Origin of the sequence: Rhizobium sp. CB3171 (assembly GCF_029714265.1) — a bacterium.
In the GTDB taxonomy this organism is placed as follows: domain Bacteria; phylum Pseudomonadota; class Alphaproteobacteria; order Rhizobiales; family Rhizobiaceae; genus Rhizobium.
The window spans coordinates 2,583,790-2,609,402 of the sequence record NZ_CP121653.1 but is presented as its reverse complement, the minus strand read 5'-3'; the positions used below and the strand labels follow the sequence as shown (position 1 = coordinate 2,609,402).

25 protein-coding genes are annotated in these 25,613 nt (G+C 59.3%); 8 read left to right on the top strand and 17 right to left on the bottom strand.

Annotation, left to right across the window (positions count from 1 at the left end; genetic code table 11):
- Nucleotides 1-351: 351 nt before the first annotated feature.
- On the top strand, nt 352-1,575 hold the full coding sequence (locus QA648_RS31045) for an ATP-binding protein (RefSeq protein ID WP_283052772.1): 1,224 nt from the start codon (nt 352-354) through the stop codon (nt 1,573-1,575).
- A 151-nt stretch (nt 1,576-1,726) separates the two neighbouring features.
- Here the strand turns inward: QA648_RS31045 and QA648_RS31040 are convergent, their stop codons facing one another.
- Complete coding sequence (locus tag QA648_RS31040) at nt 1,727-2,638, bottom strand: LysR family transcriptional regulator (RefSeq protein ID WP_283052771.1); 912 nt, start codon at nt 2,636-2,638, stop codon at nt 1,727-1,729.
- A 152-nt stretch (nt 2,639-2,790) separates the two neighbouring features.
- Between QA648_RS31040 and QA648_RS31035 the strand changes: the two genes are divergently transcribed.
- The 3 genes from QA648_RS31035 to QA648_RS31025 all read left to right on the top strand — a co-directional run bounded on the left by QA648_RS31035 (nt 2,791) and on the right by QA648_RS31025 (nt 5,407).
- Nucleotides 2,791-3,489, top strand: a complete 699-nt coding sequence (locus QA648_RS31035) for a type 1 glutamine amidotransferase domain-containing protein (RefSeq protein ID WP_260304476.1) — start codon at nt 2,791-2,793, stop codon at nt 3,487-3,489.
- A gap of 71 nt (nt 3,490-3,560) precedes the next feature.
- Nucleotides 3,561-3,977, top strand: a complete 417-nt coding sequence (locus QA648_RS31030; RefSeq protein WP_260304475.1) for a heme-binding protein — start codon at nt 3,561-3,563, stop codon at nt 3,975-3,977.
- Nucleotides 3,978-4,117: 140 nt separating this feature from the next.
- Complete coding sequence (locus tag QA648_RS31025) at nt 4,118-5,407, top strand: MFS transporter (protein ID WP_260304473.1); 1,290 nt, start codon at nt 4,118-4,120, stop codon at nt 5,405-5,407.
- Between the two features lie 383 nt (nt 5,408-5,790).
- On the opposite strand, the gene QA648_RS31020 is transcribed toward QA648_RS31025, so the two are convergent.
- The 6 genes from QA648_RS31020 to QA648_RS30995 all read right to left on the bottom strand — a co-directional run bounded on the left by QA648_RS31020 (nt 5,791) and on the right by QA648_RS30995 (nt 13,242).
- Nucleotides 5,791-7,563: an adenylate/guanylate cyclase domain-containing protein gene (locus QA648_RS31020; RefSeq protein ID WP_283052768.1), complete on the bottom strand. Its 1,773-nt coding sequence runs from the start codon at nt 7,561-7,563 to the stop codon at nt 5,791-5,793.
- A 791-nt stretch (nt 7,564-8,354) separates the two neighbouring features.
- Nucleotides 8,355-9,536 carry a M20 aminoacylase family protein gene (locus QA648_RS31015; protein WP_283052766.1) on the bottom strand — a complete coding sequence of 394 codons (1,182 nt, stop codon included), beginning with the start codon at nt 9,534-9,536 and terminating at the stop codon, nt 8,355-8,357.
- A gap of 74 nt (nt 9,537-9,610) precedes the next feature.
- The gene (locus tag QA648_RS31010; RefSeq protein ID WP_260304470.1) at nt 9,611-10,390 is read right to left on the bottom strand and encodes an amino acid ABC transporter ATP-binding protein; all 780 of its coding nucleotides are present in this window, start codon (nt 10,388-10,390) and stop codon (nt 9,611-9,613) included.
- Nucleotides 10,390-11,340, bottom strand: coding sequence for an amino acid ABC transporter permease (locus QA648_RS31005; RefSeq protein WP_260304469.1), 951 nt, complete (start codon nt 11,338-11,340; stop codon nt 10,390-10,392). The genes QA648_RS31010 and QA648_RS31005 overlap by 1 nt, the downstream gene beginning before the upstream one ends.
- On the bottom strand, nt 11,337-12,227 hold the full coding sequence (locus QA648_RS31000) for an ABC transporter substrate-binding protein (RefSeq protein WP_260304468.1): 891 nt from the start codon (nt 12,225-12,227) through the stop codon (nt 11,337-11,339). The genes QA648_RS31005 and QA648_RS31000 overlap by 4 nt, the downstream gene beginning before the upstream one ends.
- A gap of 34 nt (nt 12,228-12,261) precedes the next feature.
- Nucleotides 12,262-13,242, bottom strand: a complete 981-nt coding sequence (locus QA648_RS30995; protein ID WP_283052764.1) for a nitrate ABC transporter substrate-binding protein — start codon at nt 13,240-13,242, stop codon at nt 12,262-12,264.
- 101 nt (nt 13,243-13,343) lie between these two features.
- Between QA648_RS30995 and QA648_RS30990 the strand changes: the two genes are divergently transcribed.
- Entirely contained in the window at nt 13,344-14,669 is a 1,326-nt protein-coding gene (locus tag QA648_RS30990) for a PLP-dependent aminotransferase family protein (protein WP_260304466.1), read from the top strand.
- Between the two features lie 7 nt (nt 14,670-14,676).
- Here QA648_RS30990 and QA648_RS30985 read toward each other — a convergent pair whose 3' ends face one another.
- A complete protein-coding gene (locus QA648_RS30985) occupies nt 14,677-14,820 on the bottom strand; it encodes a hypothetical protein (protein ID WP_283052762.1) in 144 nt (47 codons plus the stop codon).
- 303 nt (nt 14,821-15,123) lie between these two features.
- Nucleotides 15,124-15,306: a hypothetical protein gene (locus QA648_RS30980; protein WP_260304465.1), complete on the bottom strand. Its 183-nt coding sequence runs from the start codon at nt 15,304-15,306 to the stop codon at nt 15,124-15,126.
- Between the two features lie 218 nt (nt 15,307-15,524).
- Between QA648_RS30980 and QA648_RS30975 the strand changes: the two genes are divergently transcribed.
- Nucleotides 15,525-15,662 (top strand): hypothetical protein, encoded by a 138-nt coding sequence (locus QA648_RS30975; RefSeq protein ID WP_260304464.1) that lies wholly within the window; start codon nt 15,525-15,527, stop codon nt 15,660-15,662.
- Nucleotides 15,663-16,937: 1,275 nt separating this feature from the next.
- Here QA648_RS30975 and QA648_RS30970 read toward each other — a convergent pair.
- Both QA648_RS30970 and QA648_RS30965 read right to left on the bottom strand, forming a co-directional pair.
- Nucleotides 16,938-17,954: a zinc-binding alcohol dehydrogenase family protein gene (locus QA648_RS30970; protein ID WP_283052759.1), complete on the bottom strand. Its 1,017-nt coding sequence runs from the start codon at nt 17,952-17,954 to the stop codon at nt 16,938-16,940.
- 23 nt (nt 17,955-17,977) lie between these two features.
- Nucleotides 17,978-18,397, bottom strand: a complete 420-nt coding sequence (locus QA648_RS30965; protein WP_283052757.1) for a heme-binding protein — start codon at nt 18,395-18,397, stop codon at nt 17,978-17,980.
- Between the two features lie 347 nt (nt 18,398-18,744).
- On the opposite strand from QA648_RS30965, the gene QA648_RS30960 reads away from it, so the two are divergent.
- A complete protein-coding gene (locus QA648_RS30960) occupies nt 18,745-19,110 on the top strand; it encodes a helix-turn-helix domain-containing protein (RefSeq protein WP_260304461.1) in 366 nt (121 codons plus the stop codon).
- 272 nt (nt 19,111-19,382) lie between these two features.
- On the top strand, nt 19,383-20,501 hold the full coding sequence (locus QA648_RS30955) for a site-2 protease family protein (protein WP_260304460.1): 1,119 nt from the start codon (nt 19,383-19,385) through the stop codon (nt 20,499-20,501).
- A gap of 285 nt (nt 20,502-20,786) precedes the next feature.
- Here QA648_RS30955 and QA648_RS30950 read toward each other — a convergent pair whose 3' ends face one another.
- From QA648_RS30950 to QA648_RS30925, 6 genes are all read right to left on the bottom strand, one after another.
- Nucleotides 20,787-21,704, bottom strand: a complete 918-nt coding sequence (locus QA648_RS30950; RefSeq protein WP_283052755.1) for an NADP-dependent oxidoreductase — start codon at nt 21,702-21,704, stop codon at nt 20,787-20,789.
- A 180-nt stretch (nt 21,705-21,884) separates the two neighbouring features.
- On the bottom strand, nt 21,885-22,352 hold the full coding sequence (locus QA648_RS30945) for a DUF3788 domain-containing protein (protein ID WP_283052754.1): 468 nt from the start codon (nt 22,350-22,352) through the stop codon (nt 21,885-21,887).
- A gap of 118 nt (nt 22,353-22,470) precedes the next feature.
- Nucleotides 22,471-23,127: an NAD(P)H-dependent oxidoreductase gene (locus QA648_RS30940; protein ID WP_283052753.1), complete on the bottom strand. Its 657-nt coding sequence runs from the start codon at nt 23,125-23,127 to the stop codon at nt 22,471-22,473.
- A 43-nt stretch (nt 23,128-23,170) separates the two neighbouring features.
- A complete protein-coding gene (locus QA648_RS30935; protein WP_283052752.1) occupies nt 23,171-23,716 on the bottom strand; it encodes a peroxidase-related enzyme in 546 nt (181 codons plus the stop codon).
- A gap of 34 nt (nt 23,717-23,750) precedes the next feature.
- A complete protein-coding gene (locus QA648_RS30930) occupies nt 23,751-24,404 on the bottom strand; it encodes a nitroreductase family protein (protein WP_260304455.1) in 654 nt (217 codons plus the stop codon).
- A 115-nt stretch (nt 24,405-24,519) separates the two neighbouring features.
- Nucleotides 24,520-25,488, bottom strand: a complete 969-nt coding sequence (locus QA648_RS30925) for an AraC family transcriptional regulator (RefSeq protein ID WP_260304453.1) — start codon at nt 25,486-25,488, stop codon at nt 24,520-24,522.
- Nucleotides 25,489-25,613: the final 125 nt, after the last annotated feature.

The following is a 25,613-nucleotide window of genomic DNA, read 5'->3' as shown; positions in this document are numbered from 1 at the left end:
CTCAGGTTCGTCCGATCTTCGGATTCATGGAATTGTTGCGGGGTAACCGTTTTTTGGAGCCGGTAGTAGATCCGGCCGAGGAGAATGTGATGCTTGCGCTTCTCTCATTGGATGCCTATTCCAGGGGAGACCTACCGCAACTTACCTACGAAATCCAGATCAGGTCGGGACTGCTATGGTCCTGGCTAACTCCAAAGGCATGGCAGGCTTTCATTTCATGCCGCAAACGCGCACGCCACCGATTTTTCGGGCTTCTGGTTTCAAATGGACGCCATATAAATTTCAAATCGCCGTATGTTGACTTTCAATCAGTCGATGCCATAGTTTCAAATGGTCACAAGGAGCAAAACTATGGCGATATATCCAAGGCTCGCCGAGCAGCGGATTAATGACGCCATGTCGGATACGCGCGTCGTATTGATCGTCGGCCCCCGACAATCCGGCAAAACGACACTGGCCAGGAAGATGGCCAGTCCAGAGATGGAATATTATACACTCGACAATGCGACGACTCTGGAAGCAGCTCAGCAGGACCCGGTTGGTTTCGTCAGAGGAATGAACCGGGCCATTATCGACGAGATTCAGCGCGCTCCCGAGCTGCTGCTGGCAATCAAAGAAAGCGTGGATACCGACCAACGTCCGGGACGTTTCCTCCTGACGGGCTCAGCCAATCTGATGACACTACCACGCGTGGCGGACTCACTCGCAGGACGCATGGAGGTCGTTCGATTATTGCCGCTCGCTCAAAGCGAAATCAGGTCGGCGGGCGGCAGATTTTTGCTCGACGCCTTTCGCAACGATGCCAAAGCCGGTGATTCCGTCATCGGCGACGACTTGATGGCTGCAGTTCTGGCAGGTGGATATCCCGAGGCATTGGGCCGCAAAACCTCGGCCCGCAGACAAGACTGGTATGCGGATTATATCCAGGCGATCGTTCAACGCGATGTTCGCGACGTGGCACAAATCGAGCAGATCACTCAAATGCCGCGGTTGCTACGCATTCTTGCGGAGCATTCAGGTCAACTCGTGAACCATTCCGGCATTGGTGCCGCTATCGGGATGAATCACATCACAACACAAAAATACGTCGGCATATTCGAGAGTTTATTCCTCGCTCGAACCTTGCAACCTTGGTTTTCCAATAAGCTGAAACGCCTCATCAAGACACCCAAAATACATTTTCTTGATTCTGGTCTTCTCGCCTCCCTCCGGGACCTCTCTCTTGACCGGCTGCGGGCAGAGAGGGGGCAGTTTGGACCGTTGCTGGAGACTTTCGTCTTCGCCGAAATTCTTAAACTCGCGAGTGGCGGGGAAGAACGCTTTGAGTTCTCACACTTTCGCGACAAGCAGCAGAACGAAGTCGATATCGTTATCGAAGACAGAAGAGGACGTATTGTCGGCATTGAGGTAAAGGCGGCAGCTACCGTCTCGAGCGCCGATTTTTCTGGATTGCGAATTCTGGCCGAGGCCTCCGGAGAAAGATTTGTTTCCGGCTTTGTCTTGTACGACCATCAAAAGGTAGTCCCTTTCGGAGAACGTCTATACGCCGTGCCTATTTCCGCATTGTGGCGTTAGCGCTGGGACCTTGGTCCAATTACCAGACCCGTACATTCTTGAAAATTTGGCGGTTTCCAATAACGGGACTCTAGTTCGAATCCGTTCAAGGCGCTAGGTCTCTGTGCCATCGCTTAGGCGGCGAACAATGCCGATCGGATCATAGAAATCGCTATATTTTCCCAGCAGCCATTTCCTTTGCCAGTTCACCTATCACCGAACGCAACCACCTGTGGGCGGGGTCGTGGCGGTAGCGAACGTGCCAAGCCATCTCGACCGGAAAAGTTCCGAGATCGACGGGCGTCGGAAGTACCTTCAGGCGCGAATCCCCGTCGAGGCTCCGGCAGATCAGCCTCGGCAGCGTCGCGCAATAGTCCGTGACGGCGAGCATTGCAGGCACGGCAAGGAAGTGGGTGACCGAAACGGCGACCTCGCGCTTGAGGTTTTGTTGCCCCAACGCCTGGAAAAGGCCGACGCGCAGCCGGCCCGGCGGGAGCACGTTCACATGTTTGAGGCTCTCATACTGCTCTCGGGAAATGCTGTCATCAATGTCGGGATGATCCCTGCGCACCACGCAGGCGAGCCCATCGTCCATGAGATGTTGCACGACGAGATTATTGGGCGGATCGACGATCCGGCCAAGTACCATGGCGGTGGAACCGGAAACGACGCCGGTCTCGGCGAGGTCGTTGCCGAATGCCGTCATGCGCAGCTTGATACCCGGCGCGAGCTCCCGCATTTTCGCCACGAGCGCGGGCATCAGCACAAGCTCCACATAGCTATTGGGCGCAAGCGTGAACAGTCGTTCGGCCTCTGCGGGCCGAAACTCCTGCTGGTTCAAAATTAGATCGTCGAGTTGCGCCAGCGCCGCTTCAATTGTCGGAGCGATCTCCTCGGCCAGTTGCGTCGGCTTGATACCATACCGTTCTCGAATGAACAGCGGGTCGCGCAAGGTCTCGCGCAGGCGATTGAGGGAATTGGACAGCGCCGGCTGCGTAATGCCCAGTCGCGCGGCGGCACGGGTCACGCTTCGCTCCTCCATCAGAGCCAGGAAAACCGGGAGCAGGTTCAGATCGTATCTCATTAAGCTATAATTCCATCTGAATATCTAAAATCAAAGAAGTAAATTTCTAAAATATCTGGAGAGATGTCATTGTCAGATCATCGAAAGGCCGATGCGGCTGATCGAATTCCAGATCAACCGGCGACGCAGCCATCTGATGAAAGGATCCGACAATGAAAGTCCTCATGGTGCTCACCTCCCACGATACCCTTGGCAACACCGGCAGGAAGACCGGCTTTTGGCTCGAAGAGCTGGCGGCACCCTATTACGTCTTCAAGGACGCTGGCGCCGAGATCACCCTTGCCTCGCCGAAGGGCGGCCAGCCGCCGCTCGACCCGAAGAGCGACGAGCCGATGTTCCAAACCGATCTCACGCGACGCTTCAACGCCGACGACTCTGCCCGGGCGCAGCTCGCAGACACCGTGCGCCTCGACAGTGTCGACCAGAAGGATTTCGATACGGTCTTCTATCCCGGCGGCCACGGCCCCTTGTGGGATCTGGCTGAAGATCCACATTCGATCAGGCTCATCGAATCCTTTGTCGGGGCCGGCAAGCCGATCGCCCTCGTCTGTCATGCGCCGGGTGTCCTGCGCCACGTGACCAATGCCGATGGCACAGCGTTCGTTCAAGGGCGCTACGTCACGGGCTTCACCAATACCGAGGAAGCGGCTGTGGGTCTGACCGATGTGGTGCCGTTTCTGGTCGAGAACGAACTCGTCGGTCTCGGTGCGGTCTTCTCCAAGGTGAAGGACTGGGGCGTGTACACAGTGGTCGATGGTCAGCTCATCACCGGTCAGAATCCGGCTTCGTCAAGCGAGGCGGCCGAGGCACTTGTGGTTGCCCTGAGCCAGACGAAGACCGAGGCCGCCTGAGTCGGCTTGAAGATCGTGATCTGCCACGACTTGCGTCGGCGGCAGATCACCTTCGGAAAGCGGAGTTTGCCATGTCCTTCCCTGTCACGACGATATTGCTGACGGACGCTCAACAGATGATCACGAGCGCCATCGCCGCCGCCCGCGCATTAAATGTTCCCTGCTCAATTGCCATCGTCGACGCGTCGGGGCAGCTGTTGTCCTTTGCACGCCAGGACGGCGCCATGGCAGGGTCCGTGCAGCTTGCCATCGACAAGGCGTTTACTGCTCGCATCTTCAACAGCCGGACGGATGTACTCAATGCGCTGGCGCAGCCCGGTGCTGAACTTTACGGCATCCAGCATTCCCATGGTGGAAGGGTCGTAGTTTTTGGCGGAGGCATTCCCATTCGTGAGGATGGGCGGACGGTCGGTGCAATTGGCGTCAGTGGCGGGACCGTCGCTGAAGACATCGCCATTGCCGAGGCGGGTTTGACGGCCTTCCAATAATTCTCGGGAACTACGGTTGCCCTGCCGGGGAGTGACGCGCTCCCTCCCATCAACCAGATGTTCGCCTTGCTTCGGGGATTGGACACCCAGGCAACGGCGTCGTGCGTCCTGCAGATAGCCATCAAAACAGGAGAAAGCAAATGAATGCGCTGTGCGCCCTGCCCCTCGATAGCGTCAGGCCTCATCCAGGCGCCGATGCGCAAGCCGCGTCAGAGAACGAAATGGTAATATCGGCTTCACTGAAGGAGGATGACCGCAGGTCTGCTGGTTTGACCGCAGCCGTCGCCCTCACATGCGTGGTTCTGGTGGCTATCGACCTGCGGCCGGCCATCGTGTCGATCGGTCCTCTTCTTCCTTCAATTCGCGACGAGTTTGCGATTTCGAATGCGCAGGCATCGCTGCTGACAGCGATCCCCGCCGTGTTGATGGGGCTGCTCGCTTTTCCGACACCATGGCTTGCCCGCCGCTTCGGGCGCGACAAAGTAATGCTGGTGGCATTGGCAATCCTTACTATCGCCACGTTCGCGCGCGCGTTTGCCGGCAGCGTTATCTCCCTTTTCGCCACCACAGCCGCGGTGGGAGCGGGTATTGCCGTTGCGGGCGCCTTGGTCGCCGGTTTTATTAAAGGCAACTATTCACGCCACGTGGCGCTCTTCATGGGCATTTATGCCTCGGCTATCGGACTGGGCAGTACCATATCCGCGGCTGTGACCGGCCCTTTGGCAGAGATTGCCGGCGGGTGGAGGATTTGTGCGGGGGTCTTTGCCATACCTGGCTTGATCGCGATCAGCGCGTGGATGGTCATCGCGCGAGCAGAACGGCAGAAGAAGAAGGTTTTGTCTGATGCGGCTGCTCTTCGGAAAGGGAGTGCTCTCCCATTCACCAGTCCCACGGCTTGGATGGCTGCGCTCTATTTCTCGCTCAATAACTTCCTGTTCTTTGGTTTGATCGCCTGGACTGCGCCTATGTATATCGAGCACGGCATGAGTAGGGCGGATGCTTCGTTGCTCCTCGCCAGCTTCGCTGCTGCATTTATGACGGCAAACCCGCTGGCTGGTTTCATCAGCCGGAAGAACGATCGGCGCCGCGTGATTGCTCTATTCGCGTCCACGTCTCTGCTGGGCATCCTGGCGATCGCTCTCTTGCCGGCGATGCCGTATTTCTTCATTCCCATGATTGCTTTTGGCGTTGGGGGTTCCTTCACGCTGGGCATGGTCCTGCCGCTCGACCACGCGTGTGATGCAAACGAGGCGAATGCCTGGACAGCCTTCGTTCTAGGCATTGGTTATTTCGCCGGCGCCTTGGGTCCCTTCGTGCTTGGCTTGGCGCGAGATGTCACTGGCGGGTTCGTCATTCCGGTCTGGATGCTGGTCGTCGTCGCTTTCCTTAAGCTGTCACTGGCCACACTCCTTCGTCCTCGCCGCGGGTAGGCGGGAAACGACGGTGACCCAGTGTACGCTTCGGGGTTGGACCTTACTCGAGCGCATCTCAACAGCGACGGTCGACGGAGGCATCTTTGCGGCGCGTGATGACCGCACGCGGCGCAAACCTGCCGTCAATAAATCGAAGAAATAAAGGGCGACGATTCTGCTTCCATCAACTGCGCCAGATGTCGAATGCGGGGGGCTCAAGACTTTAAAGTTCAACGACGGCTTTGCACCTCCATGTCGGCGGTAGAGAGCGGCTTCGCAGCTTCCTGAAAGCAGACCTTGCTGGCGATCACTCTGGAGGTCGTGGTTGCGCAGGCAGTCGCGATTGCTCATCCTCTGTGCAAATGGCGGCAACAGGTTCAAGATCGGACATTAATCACCCGTCAGTGTACGATGCCGGCCTTGCGTAGCCCCTCCATGACGAGCTCGAAATCGGCGGGGTTCTTGAAGGGCAAGACTTTGCGACGGTATTCCAAGGAGTAGCTGGGGTTGACGTGTAGCACCTCTTGCCACATCGCGCGAGCTTCTTCGAAACGGCCGAGATGCCCGTAACAGGCGGCCAGAAGGGCGCGCGAGACATCGGTGACGGGGTTGCGGCTCACCCGCTGCAGCAACAGTTCGACGGCCTCTTTGTACCTTCCCAGTTGAAAAAAGGCCCAGGCCTGAAAGTGGAGAACGACATCCGGAAAGTACGGGTTCAGGACCCTCGCCCGATCGAAATAGGCGAGTGCCTCCTCGGATCTGCCTGAATAGAGAAGTGCCTCGCCGAGGCTGACCTGCCCTTCGGCAAAGTTCGGATTGAGGACTAACGCACGCTTGGCCTCGCTGATGGCTCCATCGTGCTGTCTCGAGTAAAGCTTGACCAGACTCAGCGCCCAGTGCGCCACGGGATCGCTGTCATCCCGCGCTACCGCCAGCGTCGCAGCCTCTTCGGCTTGCTCGATCGAGCGCTGCGGCGACGCGCTCCACCGGTTCAGGTAGTCGAGCCCGTGGGTAAGGGCGAGGAAGGCGTGTGCCGATGCGAAATTCGGGTCCAGTTCGACGGCACGTTGCAAAAGGTCGCGGGCGTCGCTGTTCGTTTGCTTCGTCAGCCGGTGCCACAGCTCCCGGCCACGCAAGAAGCAGTCATACGCCTCGGGGTGCCGGGTCTTCCCCGGCGCCAGTCTTTGCCGATCGCCATCTGTGAGGTTGACCGCCAGCGCGTCGACAATCTGCTGCGTGACATCGTCCTGAACCGCGAATATGTCGGTCAGGTCGCGATCGAACCGCTCCGCCCATAGATGCCCGCCGGTGGTCGCGTCGATGAGCTGCGCGGTGATGCGTACCCTGTTCCCCGATTTGCGTACGCTGCCCTCAAGTACATGCCGCACGCCGAGCTTCGTGCCCACCTCCTGCACATGGACGTTCTTGCCCTTGAAAGTGAACGACGAATTGCGGGCGATGACGAAGAGCTGCGACAGCTTCGATAGCGCCGTGATGATGTCTTCCGAGATGCCGTCGGCGAAGTAGTCCTGTTCGGCGTCACCGCTCATGTTGGTGAAGGGCAGGACGGCGATCGACAGCTTCGGCGACACTGCCGTCGCCGGTTGGCTCGTCGCGGTTTCCGAGGTCGCGGCTGCCTTGGTCCCGGCGCTGCCGACTTGCAGCGAATAGACCCGGATCGGCTCGGCGATGTTCTTGAGCTGCGTGCTCCCGAGATCGCTAACCGAGAGGTCGAGCCTCGCCTTGACTTGGCGATAGGCATCCTCGGACAGGCAGATCGCGCCCGCCGCAGCGACGCCCTCCAATCGCGAGGCGATGTTGACGCCGTCGCCCATCAGATCGCCATCGCTTTCCTCGACGACGTCGCCCAGATGGATACCGATCCGGAACTCGATGCGACGGTCCTGCGGCACGCCGTCATTGCGCTCCACCATGCCGTTCTGCACCTCAATGGCGCAGCGTACGGCGTCCACCACGCTGCGGAACTCGACCAGCGCACCATCGCCGGTGCGCTTCACCACCCGGCCATGGTGCACGGCGATCGTCGGATCGATGAGATCGCTACGCAGTGCCCGCAACCTCGCTAGGGTGCGGTCCTCGTCGGCGCCGGCAAGCCGGCTGTACCCAACCACATCAGCGGCCAGGATTGCAGCCAGCTTTCGGTTCTCGCTCATGGCGCCGTCTCCTCACTTCCACGATAGCAGGGAGACAGAGGGCAAGAAAGAACTTTTGGCCGCTGCTCAGAGCGATCTTGGTTGAGATCGAGTTGGCCATGGCTCATGTGGACGCGCCGACGTTGTAGCCCTGCGCAATGACTGCTCTGTCAGCCTCCCGGCCGTTCGGACGCGGTCTTTCGAAAGCCCACTCAGGGTCAGGTCACGACGATGCCCGCACCCACTCGAATGTCCGCTCATTGAAGATCCGCAGCCGGAACTTGCCAGTCCGCTTACAGCCCAAGTCTGTCATTCCATGCAGGCGAAGCCGGTGTCAGCTGCTGAGGAATTTCAGGCGGATGGCTTTTGTAACAACAGGGTGGGGCGGTTCGAGTTAGTTCAAGAGCAACCTCTGCTCCAAAGCAAGCATCATCAAAAGTTCAGCCGGGCCATCATTGGGCAATGATCCGAAATCGCCAGGAGCTAGTCTTTTCCATTCGGGTTTCTCGATGCTCCGGACCTCTGGCTGGTGGCCTCGATCGAGATTGCGATTTTGAAAGTGAATACTGCCAGACCCGGTAAGATCTTCACCGAGCGAGAGATCTCGTCGCCGCCGTCACCCGACATCACCAGCGAGGCCGATGCACTGCCAGTCGTTCTAAACGAACGATATACGAAGTCATCGCGATTTCAGGCGTGAAAGCAAACCAACCAGCCGGTGAAAACGGCGGCCGCCTGCATGATGAAATAGGTATCTTTCCCTGGGACCAGCCGCCTGCCAAGCAGGCAGGCAGGCGCTCTCGAACGGCAGCCTATTCGTCAAGATAGCGTTCGGTCAACCGCGCCCACATGGCGGCACCCGCCGTCAGACTTTCGTCGGCGAAGTCATATCTCGCGCTGTGCAGGATCGCCGAGTTGACACCGTTGCCGAGACGCAGGAAGGCGCCGGGCTTGTGCTCGAGGAAATGTGAGAAGTCTTCACTGCCCGGGATGAGGGCGCAGGTTGTCACCTTGTCGGTGCCGACCAGTTCCTCGGCAACCGTCCGGGCAAACTCGGTCTCGGCCTCAGAATTCACGACGACGGGATGGCCGTGGACGTAATCGATCTCCGCCTTGGCGCCGAAACCTTCGGCAATGGCTTCGGTCAGCTTGCGGATGCGTGCTTCCAGATGCTCGCGCACTTTGGGATCGAAGGAGCGGACGGTCATCAAGAGCTTGGCATTCTCGGGAATGACATTCGACGCCTCGCCGCTATGGATCGCGCCGACGGTCACTACGGCAGTCTGTGTCGGGTCGACGCTGCGCGACACCACGGTCTGCAAGGTGACCACAAGTTGGCAAGCAACGACGATGGGATCGATCGTCAGATGCGGGCGTGAGGCATGGCCGCCCTTGCCCGTTATCGTGATCTCGGCCGTATCGGCGGCCGCCATCAGCGGGCCGGTGCGCATCAGGAAGGTTCCCTCAGGGGCGCCGGGATGATTGTGCAGGCCGTAGATCACGTCGAAAGGGAAGCGCTCGAAGAGGCCGTCGGCGATCATGGCCGGGGCGCCGCTGACCGCGCCTGCCTCTTCGGCCGGCTGGAAGATCAGCGTCACAGTGCCGTTGAAGCGGCGGGTTCGGGCTAGATATTCGGCGGCACCGAGAAGAATGGTGGTGTGGCCGTCATGGCCGCAGGCATGCATCTTGCCCGGCACCTTGCTGGCATGGTCGAGACCGGTCTGCTCCGTTATCGGCAGGGCGTCCATGTCGGCGCGGATTGCGATACTCTTCTTGCCGCTGCCTATAGTCATGCGGGCAACGACGCCATGGCCGCCGACATTACGTGTCACCTCGTAACCCCAGGCCTCCAGCTTTTCGGCGACGAAACGCGCCGTTTCGGCCTCTTCGAAGGAAAGCTCGGGATTGGCGTGCAAATGGCGGCGGATTGCCGTCAGCTCGGCCTTGGCAGGCTCGAAATCCGAAAGGCTGGCATAGTCGTTCGTCAGGGGCATGGCGGTTCCGATCTTGCATGGGCCCGCCGCAGCGGCTGCGGCAGGCGGCTGAAGGGGAGGAGGAAGATGCCGCACTAGATGAAGCGCGACAGAAAGCTTCGGGTGCGCGGGTGTTGTGGATTGCCGAGCACATCCTTGGGCTTACCCTGCTCGACGACCTTGCCGCCGTCCATGAACACGACGCGGTCGGCCGCTTCGCGGGCAAAGCCGATCTCGTGGGTGACGACGATCATCGTCAGGCCTTGATTGGCAAGATCGCGCATGGTGGCCAGCACTTCGCCGACGAGTTCCGGGTCGAGCGCCGAGGTGGGCTCATCGAAGAGCATCAGCTTCGGCTTGATCGCCAGCGCACGGGCGATTGCCACACGCTGCTGCTGGCCGCCGGAAAGCTGGCGGGGATAGTTGTCCGCCTTGGCCGAGAGACCGACGCGTTCGAGCAGACGTTTGGCATTTTCCGTCGCTTCCTTGCGGCTTTCGCCGTGGATACCCACCGGTGCCTCGATGATGTTCTGCAGCGCCGTCATATGCGGATAGAGATTGAACTGCTGGAATACCATGCCGATCTTCCGGCGCTGAAGCGCGACGGCGTGATTGGAGAGCTGCACCAGCTTGCCCTTGCGAAAGTTGTAGCCAATCTGCTCGCCATCCACTTCGATCGATCCCTGCTTGATCGTTTCGAGGCGGTTGATACAGCGCAGGAAGGTCGACTTGCCCGAACCCGACGGCCCCAAGATGACGACAACTTCGCCTGGGGCGACGTCGAGGTCGATGCCTTTCAGAACCTCAAGCTGGTCGAAGGATTTGTGTACGTTGCGGGCGCGCACGAGCGGTTCGATGGTCGTGATCGCGTTCATTAGCTCGCCTCCTGTGCGGCAGCAAGTGCTGGTGCTGGCATGCCGGCCTCCTTTTCGGCATTGGCGGTGCCGGTGTACCGGTCACCGCGGCTGTAATAGCGCTCGACATAGCTCTGGCCTATATTCAGCACCGAGGTGATCAGCAGGTACCAGGTGACTGCGACGAGCAGCATTGGGATGACTTCGAAGGTGCGGTTGTAGATCGACTGGACCGAGTAGAGCAGGTCGGCCATGGCAATGACGCTGACGAGCGAGGTCGCCTTGATCATGCTGATCAGCTGGTTGCCGGTCGGTGGAACGATCGAGCGCATCGCCTGCGGGATGATGATGCGGCGAAGCGCCCTTGCGCGCGTCATGCCGAAGGCTTCGGCGGTCTCGAACTGGCCCTTGTCGACCGATAGCAGGCCGCCGCGGATGATCTCTGCCATATAGGCAGACTCGTTGAGTGCAAGGCCGGCAATGGCGGCGGTCATCGGGCTGATGACGGAATTGGTGTCCCAGCTGACGAAGGTCGGTCCGAAGAAGGGGATTCCGATCGACAGTGTCGGGAAGAGGGTGGAAAGATTGTACCAGAAGATCAGCTGCACCAGCAGCGGCGTGCCGCGGAAGAACCAAATGAATAGCGAGGCAAGCGAGCTTGCCAGATGGTCCTTCGACATGCGGGCGACGGCGAGCAGCAGACCGAGGACGACGCCGATGATCATTGCCACAACGGTCAGGCCAAGCGAGACGTAGAGGCCGCCGATGACGACAGGATCGAAGAAATACCGGGCGACGACGGGCCAGCCGAAATTCTCGTTTCCGGCAACCGACCAGGCGAAGTAGGCCGCGATTATCAGGACTACAACCCAGGCCCCGACACGACCGGCGGGGAAGGGCTTGTGGGCATGTGCCACATCCCGTGCCGCATCGCCGGGTGGCGATGCTGTGTTCTTGATATCAGTGCTCATTTCGGCAATGTCCCGCCGAGGTTGATGCCCGGCTCCTTGATGATATTGTTCTCGAGGCCCCACTTCTTCATGATGGCGGCATAGGTGCCATTATCCATCAGAAGCTTGACCGCGTCACGCAGCACCGGGCCGAGCGGGGAGCCCTTCGGAACGACGGCGCCCTGGTAGAGCGCTTCGAAGCCGTTCTTCTGACCGACGCCGGTGAGCTCCAACTGACCATTGGCCTGCGACACGAAATAGGTGAGCGGCGCCTGGGAGGAGAAGAAGGCATCCGAACGCTTCGAGCGGACAGCGAGAATCGAGCTCGGCTGATCGGTGAAGGACTGGACTTCAATCGGACCCTTGCCATCGGTCTTGCACTTCTCGGCCTGGACCTGGATGACCTTTTCCGCCGAGCCGCCAGCCATCACGGCGATGCGGTTGCCGCAGGCGGTGTCGAGCGAGGTGATCGTCTTCGGATTGCCCTTCTGGACCGCGAAAACCACGAACTCCTGGACCCAATCGACGAAGTCATTGGCCTCTTCGCGGCTCTTGAAATCGCCGACGGGGCCGAAGGCGAACTGGTAGCGCCCGGAATTGATGCCGGCGAGGAGGGCGGGCAGGCCACCGACCGTCTGATGCTCGATCTTGACGCCGAGCACCCGTCCGAGCGCGTCGGTCAGGTCGGCGCTGGCGCCGGTCATCTCGGTGCCGGTGACGATCTCATAGGGAGGGAAGGAACCGTTGTTGACGGAAATCATCTTGCCGGCGGTGCGGATCGCCTCCGGCAACTTGGCCTTCAGCTCCTCGTTGACCGAGAGTTTCGGCAGGCTTGCGTCTTCGGCGAAGGCGGCTCCGGAGAGCATGACGCCGGCGAGCGCAAGAGTGGCCATTTTCCTCAATTGCATGGTCATTCCCCTTTTTGATTTACGTTTTCGCGTGTTAGGCGGCGGCAGGTATCGGCTTGCCGTCGATATCGAGCGGAAACAGTTCTTCCGGCGTCATCAGCCGCGGCAGGATGCCCTGCGCGTGCAGTTCACCGGCGAAGTCGGCGATCATCTTTCGGTTGGGCGCAAAACCGCTCGCGTCCCAGCCCTGCGGCAGTTCGGCGGCGCATTTCAGCAGTTCGTCGAGCATGAAAGGCGTCGTCTCGGCGTACTTCCGCCGCTTGGAAAGCCACATGCGCTGCGATTCATCGATCAGCCGGCTGAGCTCCTCGATCACCCAAGGATGTTCGGCGGCGATGCTCGACTTGATGCCGATCAGGTGCATGCCGGGCACATACCCCACGTCGTCGAAATAGCGACGTTCGGCACCGCGGAAGTCGGATAGCAGCTGTCGGAAAGGCGATCCGCTGGCGAAATAGCCTTCAGGCATGAAGGGTGTGAAGATCGCGTCGAGCACCCCTTCCTTTAGAAGTTCGACCATCGGCCGTTCGCCGGGGACCGCTTCTATGCGGCCGGGGCGGCCGAAACCGTCGAGGCGGTCGACGATCGGATGAGCCTCGGTCAGGCGGCCGGCGTACCACATCGCATCCTCGACCTCGACGCCCTCGCGGCGGATCGCGGCGCGCGTCCAGGTGTTGCCGGAGTCGCGCCAGCCGGTGACGCCGATGCGCTTCCCGGCGAGATCGCCGAGTTCGCGAAGCTTGCTGTGCGTGGTCGTGACGATGCAGCGATGGCGGAAGCCGCGCATGATGAAGTTCGGAATGCCGGTGACGCTTTCGTCGCCGTCGATGCGAAGCTGCGTGTAGCGGCTGAAGGACATTTCCGCGGCATCATATTCCTCGCTCCTGCCGACATGCGAGATCAGCGTGCCGACACGATCGACCTTGATGTCGAGCCTCGGCGACGAGACGTCACCGAGAACCAGCGGCGTCATGTAGTCCCAGTCACGAAGGGCGAGGCGGAGCGTCAAGGGCATCGGAATTTCCCTTCAAAAAGCTTGTTTTCGAAATGGGTAAATGTTCAAATCAGATTGATCAAATGTTATTACGTTATTGAACATTAAAAAATGGCGCGAAAATGAGTGAAACTGGGGACGCAAACTGGTTTGCAGAAAAATTGAAAGATCGTACGATTCGCGGAATCGCGATCGAAACCAGTGCATTGATCCGGGCCGGAGCACTGCCTGTGGGCACGAAATTGCCGGCGATCCGTAACCTCGCCTTTGCGCTCGGAATCAGCCCGGCAACCATCTCGGAAGCTTGGAGCGAGCTGCGGCGGCAGAAAATCATCAGCGGCCGCGGCCGAAACGGCACCTGGGTGAGCGGCGACCGCTTCATCGCCAAGCCGGAGCGTCTGGCGAGCGTCGGTGACTACGGCGAGGGCGTTCTGGACCTGACGGCAGCAGTGCCGGATGTCCGGCTGCTGCCGAAACTTGCCGAGGCGATGGCCTATGGCGCGAATGCGGAGAATGTAAACAGCTACCAGCGCAGCCGCATTCTCCCCGAGCTGGAAGAAGCCGTCAGACGCTCATGGCCCTATCAGCCGGAAGCATTGCTCGCGACAAATGGCGGCTACAATGCCGTCTATACGCTGATCCATGCCCTGGTAACGCCGGGCGCTTCAGTCGCAATTGAAATGCCGACAGGCATGCGGCTTCTCGATATTCTCGAAGATCGCGGAGTCCGTATACTGCCGGTCCAGTGCGATGACGAGGGACCTGTGCCGGCGTCGCTGGAGAATGCGATGAAGTACCGGCCGGCCGCTTTCATCTTCCAGCCGCGCGTTCACTCCGTTACCGGCCAAAGCGTCAGTGCCGCGCGCATGGAAAAACTGGGCGCGATCCTCAAGGATAGCGATACGCTGGTCGTCGAGGATGACGGGGTGGCCGACATCTCGTCGGCGCCGCGCCACTCGCTCGGCACACTCTATCCCGACCGTGTCATTCATGTCCTGTCCTTCTCGAAGACGCACGGACCGGACCTCCGGCTCGCCGTATTGTCCGGTTCGCGGGCAATGATCGAACAGATCCAGTCCTACCGTGCCTTCAGCGCCGGATGGACGAGCCGCATCCTGCAATCGGCGGCGGCCTGGCTATTGCGCGATCCGGCGACGGACGAGACGCTCTTCCGGGCCCGCGACCTCTACGCCAAACGCCGGGCGGCACTGATCGATGCGCTCGCCGAGCGCGGCGTCGAGGCTGCCCATGGAGGTGGTCTTTGCGCTTGGATCCCTGTGTCCTCGGAACCGTTTGCGCTGGTCACGCTGGCGGCGAGGGGCATTGCCGTTCATCCCGGAGCGAAATTCTCGGTACTGCCGAGCAGCCATCTGCGTGTCGCGACCGCCACTCTGACCGATCGCTGCCAGGAAGTCGCCGACGGCATTGCGCTCGCCGCCGTGCAGTGATGGGGCGTTACTCGCCGGTGGAGCGGTTGCTGGCGCGTTCCATTTTGCGAGAAAGCATCGTGAGCCAGATACGATGATCTCGATCGTCGCTCCAAATGCGACGATGACGTACATCGGAAATGTCATTTGCGATGCCGCGAATAACATCCATGTCTTTTCTCAAGAGGGGAAAAAGCCAGGCCCGAGGCGACTACATAAGCAGCGCCTTTCGGGTTTAGGTCAATTTCGTTTGAGACACAGCCGTATACGGCGCCGCTGACTACAATCTGGTAACGGTCTGGCCCCGGCAAGTGACAGCTAATTGCAACTAGCGGTGCCCCAATTTCATTGTGTAGGGCAAGCCACCTCAGCCACGAAGCCGGACGTACGCTTACAGTTGCGGGCTGGCCATCCACAGTTATCGGCGCCTCCACCGTCACCAAATAGCTCGCATTGTTACAATTTGGAACGTGGCTCAAGGACCCATCCCATGCGTCTTAAAACCGTCGATGGCGGACCGGCCGACGGCGTTCTCGTCGAACCCTTTCCAGAGCGAGAGGAAGATAAGGAAGGCGAGAAGGAAAATCAGCGTCACCGGCCATTGGAACGACAGAATTCCCAAGGACAAGCCTACGGCCCAAAAATTCAAGCCGGTCATCAGCGCGTCGCGGGCAGCGAGAAGCCAAAAGAACGACGCGACAACCCACCAGAAACTCAACCAGCAGCGAGCGAAATGACGGCAACATTGCTGTCCCGTAGATCAGAACACCCAGCATCCGACCATACATACCAAAGACGAGTCCGACAGCCCCACATGTATCGGCCGCGCAGTGGGTCATGCGTACAAGGGTCATAAGTAGAAATGGAAAGTTGGCGATGAATACGATCATCACCACTGTGAATATGCTGCTGGATATCGCAAACTGCCTGCGCGTCATGAGCGGTCTCCTCGACTTGCCTGCAGCCTATGGTGAGCCGATTCAATCATCGAGAAGACAACATCTCCATATTTAGAAGGCTGGTTGCAATATCGTTCACTGAGCCGCACTGAAACGCTGCACTTCCCGCCACCCTATGTCTGCGACAGACTATGAGAGCATTGACGCGCGGGTTTGAGATAATGCATCGCATCGTTGCTCCTGCGGCCTCATCGGAATCCCGCACTTTCGGTGAGGAAGCTAGGCAGGAAAGCCGCAGACAGACCAGTCACTACTGTATATCGACAATCAAACAGCTCTCCCCAAGCGGGGCCAGACGGGGTAGGATGCCGGTGCACCTATCTTCGTGGTGTAGTTCAAAAAACCACCCGTTAAGGATCGTTTACACACCATTGCATTCAGCCGGGAAAACGCAATAAATTCAGTTGCTGCTGATGGTGATTTCAGGCAGTGATGCGCAATCAAAATATATGATTTGCAATTGCGCAACGGTGTTGAATGGCCGAAAAGCGAAATTGGATTGGGTTGGTACGCGACCTTCCGAAAAACCAATCGAAAAGTGCGGTTAGCTTAGTCTGCCCCAAGGCGGCAGATGCCGGTAGTGCCGCCGGCCAAGTTAACGTTGGCGATATGTATGTTTGTGGCAAAGGAACACCCCTTGACTACAGCCAGGCAATGCTGTGGTACCGCAAGGCGGCGGATAAAGGAAACGCGGTTGCGCAGGATCATATTGGGAATATGTATGCGCGCGGGTGGGGTGTGGCTCAGGACAAGGCCGAAGCCCTAGCCTGGTTTCGCAAAGCAGCCGATCAAGGTCTCGTAGAAGCAACGATGGTGATTGTGCGTTGTCGGGACCAGACAATAAGTTACCGAGAATTGGCGAGTGTCTTCCCTAGTGTGGCAGGCGATAGCGCTGTCCCGTTCCGAGGGAGCAGGTGACGGATGCAGTGATAGTGGCGCGGCTACGTTCCGTGCTTACGCTCTTGTGTTCGCCGGTCGGTCATCTGATCCTTAATGCAGCGTCGCAGGGCTGCCCAATTCAGGCAGCCGCGGATAGGAACGATCCGTTGCGGGGTCGCTCCTCCCTAAGAACTGTACGTGCGAGTTTCCCCGCATAGGGCTCAAGCCTCCGCTAAACCCTGTTTGACCAGAGCCGCCGGTTCCTGTGTGTCGGGAGAGTATGCGGACTCACCGCGTGGATCTGTAATTTTCGATGGCAGACCCTCCTCGCAGTGAAGTAGCTGTCCCACTTCGGATCAAACGGATTTGCGTCTGCCCGGATTTTGCAGTGGCGACGAATAGGAACGTCGGATGCAACAGAAGGGCGGCCGCGAAAGGCCGCTCTCGGTTGTTAGAACCCTTCGAGGACGACCTTGCCGATGGTCGAGCCGCTCTCGAGCTGAGCATGCGCCTTCTTCAGGTTGTCGGCATTGATCGTGCCGAGGCGCACCGTCGCCGTGGAGCGGATGCGACCGGCATCGGCGGCGGCGCCGACCTCGTCGAGAATCCGTCCCTGTTCGATCATGTCGGGCGTCTGATAGATCGAGCGGGTGAACATCAGCTCGTGATGAATCGACACTGCCTTGCGCTTGAACAGCATGATGTCGAAGCTCTTCGGGTCGTCGATTAGGCCGAAGCGGCCCTGCGGCGATATCAACTCTGCGATCTCCACCACATGCTTCTCCGTCTGGGTGGTGGAGAACACAAAGGCAGGCGCGCCGATGCCCAGATCCGCGATCTGCTGTGCCAGGGGCTTCGAATGGTCGACGACGTGATGGGCGCCCATCTTCGTCACGAACTCACGCGTCTGCGGACGCGACGCGGTGGCGATGACGGTCAGGTCGGTGAACTGCCGGGCAATCTGGATGGCGATCGAGCCGACGCCGCCGGCACCGCCAATGATCAGAATGGCGTTCGCAGCACCCGACACCGGCTTTTTCACATTCATCCGGTCGAAGAGAGCTTCCCAGGCTGTCAGCGTGGTCAGCGGCAGAGCGGCGGCGTCGGACCAGTCCAGCTTGGACGGCTTGTGGCCGACGATGCGCTCGTCGACGAGATGGAACTCCGCGTTGGTGCCCGGCCGAAGGATCGAACCCGCATACCAGACCTCGTCGCCTGGAGCGAACCTGGTGACCTCGGGGCCGACGGCGGCGACGATGCCTGCAGCGTCCCATCCGATAACCTTCCAGTCCATGCCCTCCGCCGGGGGCGTGCTGCGACGGATCTTGTAATCGACGGGGTTCACCGAAACCGCCTTCATCTCGACCAGGATATCGTGGCCTTCCGGGACCGGCTTGGCGATCTCGATGTCTACGAGGGAATCTGCCCCGTCGATGGCCGAGGGGGTCTTGTATCCGACTGCTTTCATTTTCTGTGCTCCTTGAACTGCTTTCACTTGGCGAAGTTGCGAAGCGCTTCTTCGCCAGCTTCCTGGTCCTGCGCCCAACTTCCGCCGGAGATGCCGAGGCCGCCGACGATCATGCCGTCGTCCATGATCGGGAAACCGCCGGCCGCCGCCATCACACGCGGGACGTAGCGAAGGTTCGACGCACCTCGGTCTTCAAGGAGGTCGACCCACTGCGCGGTCGAGAGGCCGAAGGAGGCTGCCGTGTAGGCCTTGTCGATGGCGATGTTGACGGCGAGGTACGAGCTGCGGTCGCTGCGCTCGAAAGCCTTGAGGTTTCCTGCAGCGTCGACGATGGCGACGACTGGTTCGAAGCCGACGCGCTCCGATGCGGCGATGGTTTCTGCGACGAGCCTTGCGGCGGCTTCCCGTGTGATCGAACGGGAGGTGAAGCTATTTTCTGACATTGGAAATTCCTTGAGGTTGCTTTCCTGGGTGGCTTCAGCGGTCCTCCAGTTGGTGGGATCGTCGAACCAGTCACCTCCATATAGCCGTACGGGCGTTCTGTTTGGATACGCACAACGCTTGCCAATAGTATCCTTCTGGATACCGTGAAGCTGATTGCAGGAAGCGGCAACTTCTCGTCTTTACGACGTAAATTCAATAGATTGCTTGCGCTAGGTGATCGTCTTTCCGATGTCGCCGCAGGCCGCGGAATACGAATCTCGCATCTTGCAGCGACGAGAAACCTGCAATAACTACAACAGTACGAACTACATGCGAAGACGCATCTAAGGATCAAAAGGATATCGTCATGGCCAAGGCTCGTCATTCCCGCTTCGACTGCAATCCCGGCTGCTCGGTCGAGGCGGCGATCAGCCTGATCGATGGCAAGTGGAAATGCGTCGTCCTCTTCCATCTTCTAGGAGGAACCATGCGGTTCAACGAGATCCGCAGGCAGGTGGCGGGTGTCACGCAGCGCACGTTGACAAACCAGTTGCGCGAGCTCGAGGACGACGGTCTGATCGAGCGCAAGGTCTACGCGCAGGTTCCGCCGAAGGTCGAATACACGATCTCGCCGCTGGGACGCAGTCTCGAGCCGATCCTTGTCGCATTGAAGGCATGGGGCGACGGGAACATCGGCAGGTTCGGGAAGCCTGTCGCGGCGAACGCTGCCTAGCTCTTCGCCAGTCCTTCAAGGCAAGGAAACCGCGTCGCGCACCAGTCTCCTTCCAGCCCGGTCATGTGCTCGCACCCCAGCGCGGCCCGACGACGAAGCCGCTTGAACGAGAGAGCTGCGAAACTAATGGGTGTTCGCGAGAGTGTCATCGGCATCGGCGCCTAGGTGCTGCGCAGCTGTCTGCGACACCGGAAACCGATGAGCCTGCCTTAGGATCGCTCGTCACGAAACTCCTCTAAGTCCTACCGAAACCGGCGGAAAATATTCTTATTATGTTTGTTTTATTTATTTTGTCTCTGTTCGTCAGCCCTTGGATAAGTTTCATCTTGCATGAGATGGGCCATGTGCTGGCCGGCCTCAGCGTGAAAATGGAGATACAGGAAATTCGTCTCGGCCGAGGGCCGATCATCTTTCGCGGCCGCTGGTCTGGGACGGAAATTATTGTCGGGCTCATCCCGCTTGGGGGCAGGGTAACCGGCGTTCCGAAGTTGCGTTACGCTAAAGCGGCGCGGCTGCTTTTCATTGCTGGCGGGCCAGTGATGGATCTGGCCTGGTTCGCCATCCTGATCGTTGCCTTACGGTTTTCGAGTGATGCAGTTGCCCTGAGGGTGGTGCTCTTTCCCGCCCTCGCATTTCAGGTCCCTATGATCTACTCCAATCTCATGCCACATTACTCCACGTTATATGGCAAGCGCATGGCGAATGACATGCTGGCCTTGTGGCAAACCGTGTGGCCGAAGGTCGATTACCTTGCAATGCACCGGCAGCTTTACCTGAATGCATTGCGACCCTATGCAGGTATTGAAGAGCCTGCGCTCAGTCGCCAGTCGGATCGGATTGCCTATCTTCTTCTCGAACTCAACAGCTTGATCCATCGTCAGCCTGAGCAGCAAATCGTTGCTCTAGAGCACGAGCTGTCCATTGCACCCTCGCGTAGTGAGCAACTCCTAATCATGGAGAGCATCTCCATGCATGTCCTCGCAAATGAAGGCCTGCGCGATAACGCGTATCTCGACCGGTTGACACAGAAAGCGCTCCTGCTTGCGCCCGAGCTTGCCACGTTGAAGGGTACTCGCGGCGCTGCGCTGGCCCGTTTCGGACGTCATGAGGAGGCCCTGGCCCTACTCGCTGAAGCCGACGACAGCAATGACACGAACCGTTGTTTGAACGCTGCTTTCCGAGGGCTTGCGCATTTCCATGCCGGTCGGAAAGATCAGGCGACTGTCGAGCTCGAGATTTCTACCGCAATCGTGCAATCGCAGAATTGGACAAACGTATTCGCCGCCCGAATTGTAGATAGCGTCATCGCCGAAATCAGCCATGTGTTGCTTGAGCCAAGGAAAAATTCGGATCGGCCAACAACGGTCCCAAACGCCTCAAACGTCACCTAAACGCCAATATTTGTTACAGCTTTGCTGCAATGGACGTCGAGAGGCGACAAAGCGAAGACCATATTGAGCCAACCGATAGCGCCAAAGACTGTTCCCTTTTCAGACGGGTCACCGCAGATGTTGAACGGCATCCCTTCAAGAGCACGGCTGCGGCCGCCCCGTAGTTGTTGGCGGCCCGGAAATTTCGCTAGCGTGTCGGCCGGAGTTGTTGCTTCGGCCGACAAGACTAAGGTCGAGGACCGCGTTCGCTATCCGGTGGCTCGATGTATCGATCCCCGAAGTCTCTCATGGACGAATGCGGATGATCGTCTTCCCGGTGCGTCGCTCGGTCGAGCTGAGAGCGGCGACGGCGCTATCGAGCGTAGAGACATTGCCGATGTTCGTCCGTAGGCGTCCGTCCCGTATCCGCTGGACGATTTCGCCCAGCTGGGCACGATCGGATTCGACGACGAAGTCGATCGCCAGACCGTCGGCGGGCCGCGTCTCGACTGGCCCAACAATGGACACCAGCGTTCCTCCTGCGCGTATCAGGCCTGCGGAACGCTTTCCAATATCGCCGCCAATGACATCGTACACCAGATCGACGCCACCCACGTCTTCGAGGACATCGTTTTCAAGATCCACAAACTCCTGCGCGCCGAACTCGAGAGCCTTGTGACGGTCGGCGGAGCGCCCGGTGCCAATGACGTAGGCACCAAAGTCGCGCGCTAACTGTGCCACAAGCGAGCCAACTGCGCCGGCGGCACCATGAACAAGGATACTCTGGCCGGGCTGGAGACGGCCGTGCTGAAACAATCCCTGCCACGCGGTCAGGCCTGAGATTGGCAAGCTCGCGCCCACCGTGAAATCGACTTCACCCGGCAGCGGCGCAAGGTTGCGCGCCTCGACAGCCACGTATTGCGCCAGGGTCCCGTCGCGATACCAGTCCGTGAGGCCGAACACCCGTTGACCTACCGACAGTCCCGTCGTGCCATAACCTAGAGCGGTGACCACCCCGGCCAGCTCATGCCCGGGGATCGACGGTGTTCGCTCGTTGCCAACGCGGTCGACCCAGGTCGAGGGCCAGGTCAGTTCGGTCGGGACGAACCCCGACGCATGAACCTCAACGATGACGTCGTTTATGGCCGCCTGCGGCTCGGGCCGCTCCACCAGCTTCATGCCGGCCGTTCCCGCGGCTTGATTAGTTGCTATGATCGCTTTCATGGGAATTATCTCCTCAGACATTTGTTGGTTCAGACTAGATTGCTTGCGGAAAGCCTTTCGATCTTGGCTGTCTCTCGCTCCGGCGATGACCTTGATTTTGAATTGGTGTGCGATGTCGATGAGACCGCCGCTCGAGTTCCGCGGAGCCGCCGCACTACAAATCGGTGATTTCTGTGACGTTCAACCGCGCGATGGTGGCGGGCGCTTCATCGTTAAAAGCGCAGTTACATCGTGCAGATCGTCTGTCGATGCGATGCCAAGGGTCAGCCATTTACCGTCGATGTATGTTTTGGCTTCATCGTAGAGCTTGACCAGTTGCGGACGCCAGACATAACGCCGCTCCTCAAACTTCTCTCGTTCTGCTCCGCCCATGACCACGACAGCCGAAAACCGCCGATATTCCGGAACCAAGGTGGTGAATGCCTTGGTTTTCTTGTAGCGCAAGGACCAACCGCGGTTCTTGCCACCGTAGAGCCAGTCCGGCTCGAAAACGGCAGGATAGAACTCGTCGATCCAATTCCGCAGTTCCGCCCAATGTCCGAATGCCTGCGGTCCGATCCATTCTCGAACTGCGCTGTCATCGGGCGGTGCTGAATTGTCGATGATCCTGTCGCCGATCTGGGGGCGCGGGTTGGTTGGTAAAGTCATCTGAAGGCCTCGTTTTCGTAGTCCGGTGGGCCGGAGGGGTTAGGATACGGCTGTGCCAAGCTTGCGGCGCAGAATGTGTCTGGCGACACCCTCCAAAGCAGGCAGCATCGCGTTAGGGTCAGCCGGCGCTCGACAGGACGGCAGGACCGCTGTGCATGACTTCAAGCTCCCTCACCACAGTAAGGTCGAGAGCGGCGAGGGCTTTCTCTCTCGCCAAGGGTGCTTGGTCCCAGTCGAGAAACGCGGTGCCCTGCAGGAGGAGAAACTGCTGGGTTTTCAGCCCGATGGAGCTGAGTGCCAGCGACAGATAGGGCGTGAGAAAGTCCGGCTGGTTGGCTCGGCCACCGCTAAAAATGCCGCCGGAGGCGACGCCGATAAACACCGGACGGTCCAGAAGCATTCCTACCTTCCCCGCCGGCGTCGACTTCATCGTGCGACCGACGCGCAGGATTTGATCGATCCAAGCTTTGAGGGCCGAGGGGATCGTGAAGTTGTGCATCGGCGTTCCGATGACAACCACATCGGCCGCTTCCACCTCCTGGACAAGCGCTTCGGAAAGATCCAGAGAACCCTTCGGTGGGGCGGCCAATGTGGCCGGCGTCGATAGCGCGACCGCATAATCAGCCACGGCGTGAGGCAAGGGTTCGGTCCCCAAATCACGCCGGCTGATGCTTGCGCCGGGCGCAACCTCGAGAAGCTTTTCGACGATTGCCGCCGACAGCTGACGGCTATGCGATTGTCGACGCGAACTGCTATCAAGATGGAGGATGTTCATGTGATCGATCCCAATGGTTTCAAGAGGTTGCGACGGGATAGGGTCAGATCGACCCGGCCGGCGGTACCGCGGGAAAATCCTTCTCGGGATCGAATACGTTGTTGAAGAAGTTCGTCAGGGAGTACATCGCCACCAGTGTGACGATCTCGATGATGTTCGCGTCGGTGTAGCCGGCATCGCGGACGGCGCTCAGATCGGCGTCGCTGACCTGCCCTCGAGTCTCTATGACTTTTTGCGCAAACTGGACGGCGGCATCTCGTTTCGGATCGTTGGCATGACCCTTCCGGGCGAGAATGATGTCATCGGCCGGCAGCTTGGCCATGTGTTCGGCGGTGAAGCTGTGAACCGTCAGGCAATAATTGCAACCGTTCACTTCGGAGACGGCGAGGCCGATGCTGTCTCGTGTCTTCACGTCAAGCGCCTTGCTCAGGGAGCCGAGCAGAATGACCCACGCGTTGAACGCGATCGGGCTCTGCGCGAAGGCCGCCATCATGTTGGGGGTGAACCCGATGCTCTTGGTGAAAGCATCGAGAGTCTGTTTCGATTCGGCCGGGACCTGTTCAGGCTTCAGGGCAATAGTTCTAGGCATCATAATCTCCGTAAGTTTCTGATTGGGTTGCGAATTATGCAAAGTCCAGGACATCGGCCACCGGCAGGCGCGGCTTCTGCGGCCAGTTGCCGGCCCGCTCCGGCCCTACGCTCAGGAGCATGACTGGGATTTCGTCTTCGGCCAGGCCGAACTCGCTGTGCACGGCTTCTGCGTCGAACCCAATCATCGGCGTCGAACCCAGACCAAGGGAGCGCGCTGCATAGATGATCGCCGCGGCGCCAAAAGTAGCAGTGCGTACCGCCTCGTCGCGCTGTCGCTGGGGTTGATCGTCATAGAGCCCGCGAGCGGGCGCTTCCCATTCCGGCACCAGATGCGCCGGCATGATGCCGGCTTCCACCACCGGCGCCAGACGGGCGGGCACGGTGCTGGCATCGGCCAACCGGCCGACGATAATGAAGGTAACGGCGGCGTCGCTGATCGCCGGCTGATTCCAGGCGATCGGACGTAACCGAGCCTTTGCCGCTGGCGTACGGACAGCGATAAACCGCCAGTTCTGCAGGTGGAACGATGTCGGCGCGGAAGTGCCGATCCGCACCAGATCGCGGATCTGATCGTCGCTCAGCGCGGCGGTGGTGTCGTAGTATTTGGCAGCGCTACGACTCAGAATGGTTTCGATGACGGCATTCGTCGGCGTCGGTTCGTTGGCTGCGTTGCTGATGTAGTTCATTGAGTGGCTCCCTCATCAAATGATTACGGAGCCCAATTTACTGACCTATTTGAGAATAACGAGACTTTATTACCTCAATATGATGCGCGAAAGGATCAAATCCCGCGTGTCTAACCTAACCCGCGCCCGTCTCGCCGCCATACGCCTGTCTGCGCCATTCCCCGGGCGTCATCCCCATTCTCTCGGCAAAGACACGTCGGAATGCCGAAACAGATTGATAGCCAACCGTTTCGGCCACAGCCTCCGTGCTGATCGCAGGCTTTTTCAACTCGTTGGCTGCCAGGCTCATGCGCAGATCAGTCAAGAGATCGAGGGCTGAACAACCCAGCCTGTCTTGAAAGTGCCGCATGAACGTAGCACGTGACATGCCGCACAAGGCCGCGAGATCAGGCAGTTTCCAAGGCTGGGCTGGGTCGGCAAGCATGGCCGCGATGGCTGGAGCCAGCCGCGGATGGGCGGCCAGCGCCAATAGACCTTCGGGGGCTCTCTCGGACTCGCTCGCGGCGCGAAGCACGAGTGTGAAAAGGGCCGAAGAAAGTGCATTGAGAACCGCGCGCCCTCCGGCTCGGTCGCCGGTCGATTCCATTCGCATCAGCCCCACCAGACTGGCTAGCTGGTTGGAAGCGGAACCGATACCGTCTTCTCCCTGGCCATCCATGGCCCGCGCCACGAGGTTTGTGGGCAGGTAGTTGCGGATCAGTCGATCATGCGGCGGTGCAATAAAAAATCGACCACACAACAGATCGAGCTGCTCACCCTGGCTGGCGTTTTCGCTCAGCATCCAACCGGCAGACCCTCGACGCTGCTGAGTGGGGATGGGTGTTTGCCCGCTACCGTCGTGCAGCACATGCGCCGCACCGTGAGGTAACAGCACGATATCTCCGCTCACCAGTTCCCTCGCTGTTCTCGTCTCCGGATTCTCGAAAACGGCTCGACCCTTGACGATGACGTGGTAGGGGATTTCGTTCGCCGCCGCGCGGCCCCAGGCCACCCGCCATGGCGCACCGTAGGCACAGCGGACCTCGAGCTGACCAGTGACCGTGATGATTTCCAGGAGATGGCTCAGCCAGTCGACTTCAGACATAGGACCTCGGGACTTAGAACGCTCAAGCGTCCTATCCTATTCGCACGATGGCTGTATCAATAGTGAATTAATGGATCGTCGCGGTAGCATATGACAGACAATCGGCATCGCCCTGCAGTATTTAT

Coding starts and splice junctions, on each gene's coding strand:
- QA648_RS30965 (WP_283052757.1), bottom strand. CDS start 18,397: ATGTCAGAAAATAGCTTCACCTCCCGTTCGATCACACGGGAAGCCGCC.
- QA648_RS31025 (WP_260304473.1), top strand. CDS start 4,118: ATGAATGCGCTGTGCGCCCTGCCCCTCGATAGCGTCAGGCCTCATCCA.
- QA648_RS30975 (WP_260304464.1), top strand. CDS start 15,525: ATGAATACGATCATCACCACTGTGAATATGCTGCTGGATATCGCAAAC.
- QA648_RS30985 (WP_283052762.1), bottom strand. CDS start 14,820: ATGGATGTTATTCGCGGCATCGCAAATGACATTTCCGATGTACGTCAT.
- QA648_RS30930 (WP_260304455.1), bottom strand. CDS start 24,404: ATGAACTACATCAGCAACGCAGCCAACGAACCGACGCCGACGAATGCC.
- QA648_RS30970 (WP_283052759.1), bottom strand. CDS start 17,954: ATGAAAGCAGTCGGATACAAGACCCCCTCGGCCATCGACGGGGCAGAT.
- QA648_RS30990 (WP_260304466.1), top strand. CDS start 13,344: ATGAGTGAAACTGGGGACGCAAACTGGTTTGCAGAAAAATTGAAAGAT.
- QA648_RS30995 (WP_283052764.1), bottom strand. CDS start 13,242: ATGCCCTTGACGCTCCGCCTCGCCCTTCGTGACTGGGACTACATGACG.
- QA648_RS31015 (WP_283052766.1), bottom strand. CDS start 9,536: ATGCCCCTGACGAACGACTATGCCAGCCTTTCGGATTTCGAGCCTGCC.
- QA648_RS31000 (WP_260304468.1), bottom strand. CDS start 12,227: ATGCAATTGAGGAAAATGGCCACTCTTGCGCTCGCCGGCGTCATGCTC.
- QA648_RS30960 (WP_260304461.1), top strand. CDS start 18,745: ATGGCCAAGGCTCGTCATTCCCGCTTCGACTGCAATCCCGGCTGCTCG.
- QA648_RS30935 (WP_283052752.1), bottom strand. CDS start 23,716: ATGCCTAGAACTATTGCCCTGAAGCCTGAACAGGTCCCGGCCGAATCG.
- QA648_RS31035 (WP_260304476.1), top strand. CDS start 2,791: ATGAAAGTCCTCATGGTGCTCACCTCCCACGATACCCTTGGCAACACC.
- QA648_RS31030 (WP_260304475.1), top strand. CDS start 3,561: ATGTCCTTCCCTGTCACGACGATATTGCTGACGGACGCTCAACAGATG.
- QA648_RS30980 (WP_260304465.1), bottom strand. CDS start 15,306: ATGACCGGCTTGAATTTTTGGGCCGTAGGCTTGTCCTTGGGAATTCTG.
- QA648_RS31020 (WP_283052768.1), bottom strand. CDS start 7,563: ATGAGCGAGAACCGAAAGCTGGCTGCAATCCTGGCCGCTGATGTGGTT.
- QA648_RS30955 (WP_260304460.1), top strand. CDS start 19,383: ATGTTTGTTTTATTTATTTTGTCTCTGTTCGTCAGCCCTTGGATAAGT.
- QA648_RS31005 (WP_260304469.1), bottom strand. CDS start 11,340: ATGAGCACTGATATCAAGAACACAGCATCGCCACCCGGCGATGCGGCA.
- QA648_RS31045 (WP_283052772.1), top strand. CDS start 352: ATGGCGATATATCCAAGGCTCGCCGAGCAGCGGATTAATGACGCCATG.
- QA648_RS30950 (WP_283052755.1), bottom strand. CDS start 21,704: ATGAAAGCGATCATAGCAACTAATCAAGCCGCGGGAACGGCCGGCATG.
- QA648_RS31010 (WP_260304470.1), bottom strand. CDS start 10,390: ATGAACGCGATCACGACCATCGAACCGCTCGTGCGCGCCCGCAACGTA.
- QA648_RS30940 (WP_283052753.1), bottom strand. CDS start 23,127: ATGAACATCCTCCATCTTGATAGCAGTTCGCGTCGACAATCGCATAGC.
- QA648_RS31040 (WP_283052771.1), bottom strand. CDS start 2,638: ATGAGATACGATCTGAACCTGCTCCCGGTTTTCCTGGCTCTGATGGAG.
- QA648_RS30925 (WP_260304453.1), bottom strand. CDS start 25,488: ATGTCTGAAGTCGACTGGCTGAGCCATCTCCTGGAAATCATCACGGTC.
- QA648_RS30945 (WP_283052754.1), bottom strand. CDS start 22,352: ATGACTTTACCAACCAACCCGCGCCCCCAGATCGGCGACAGGATCATC.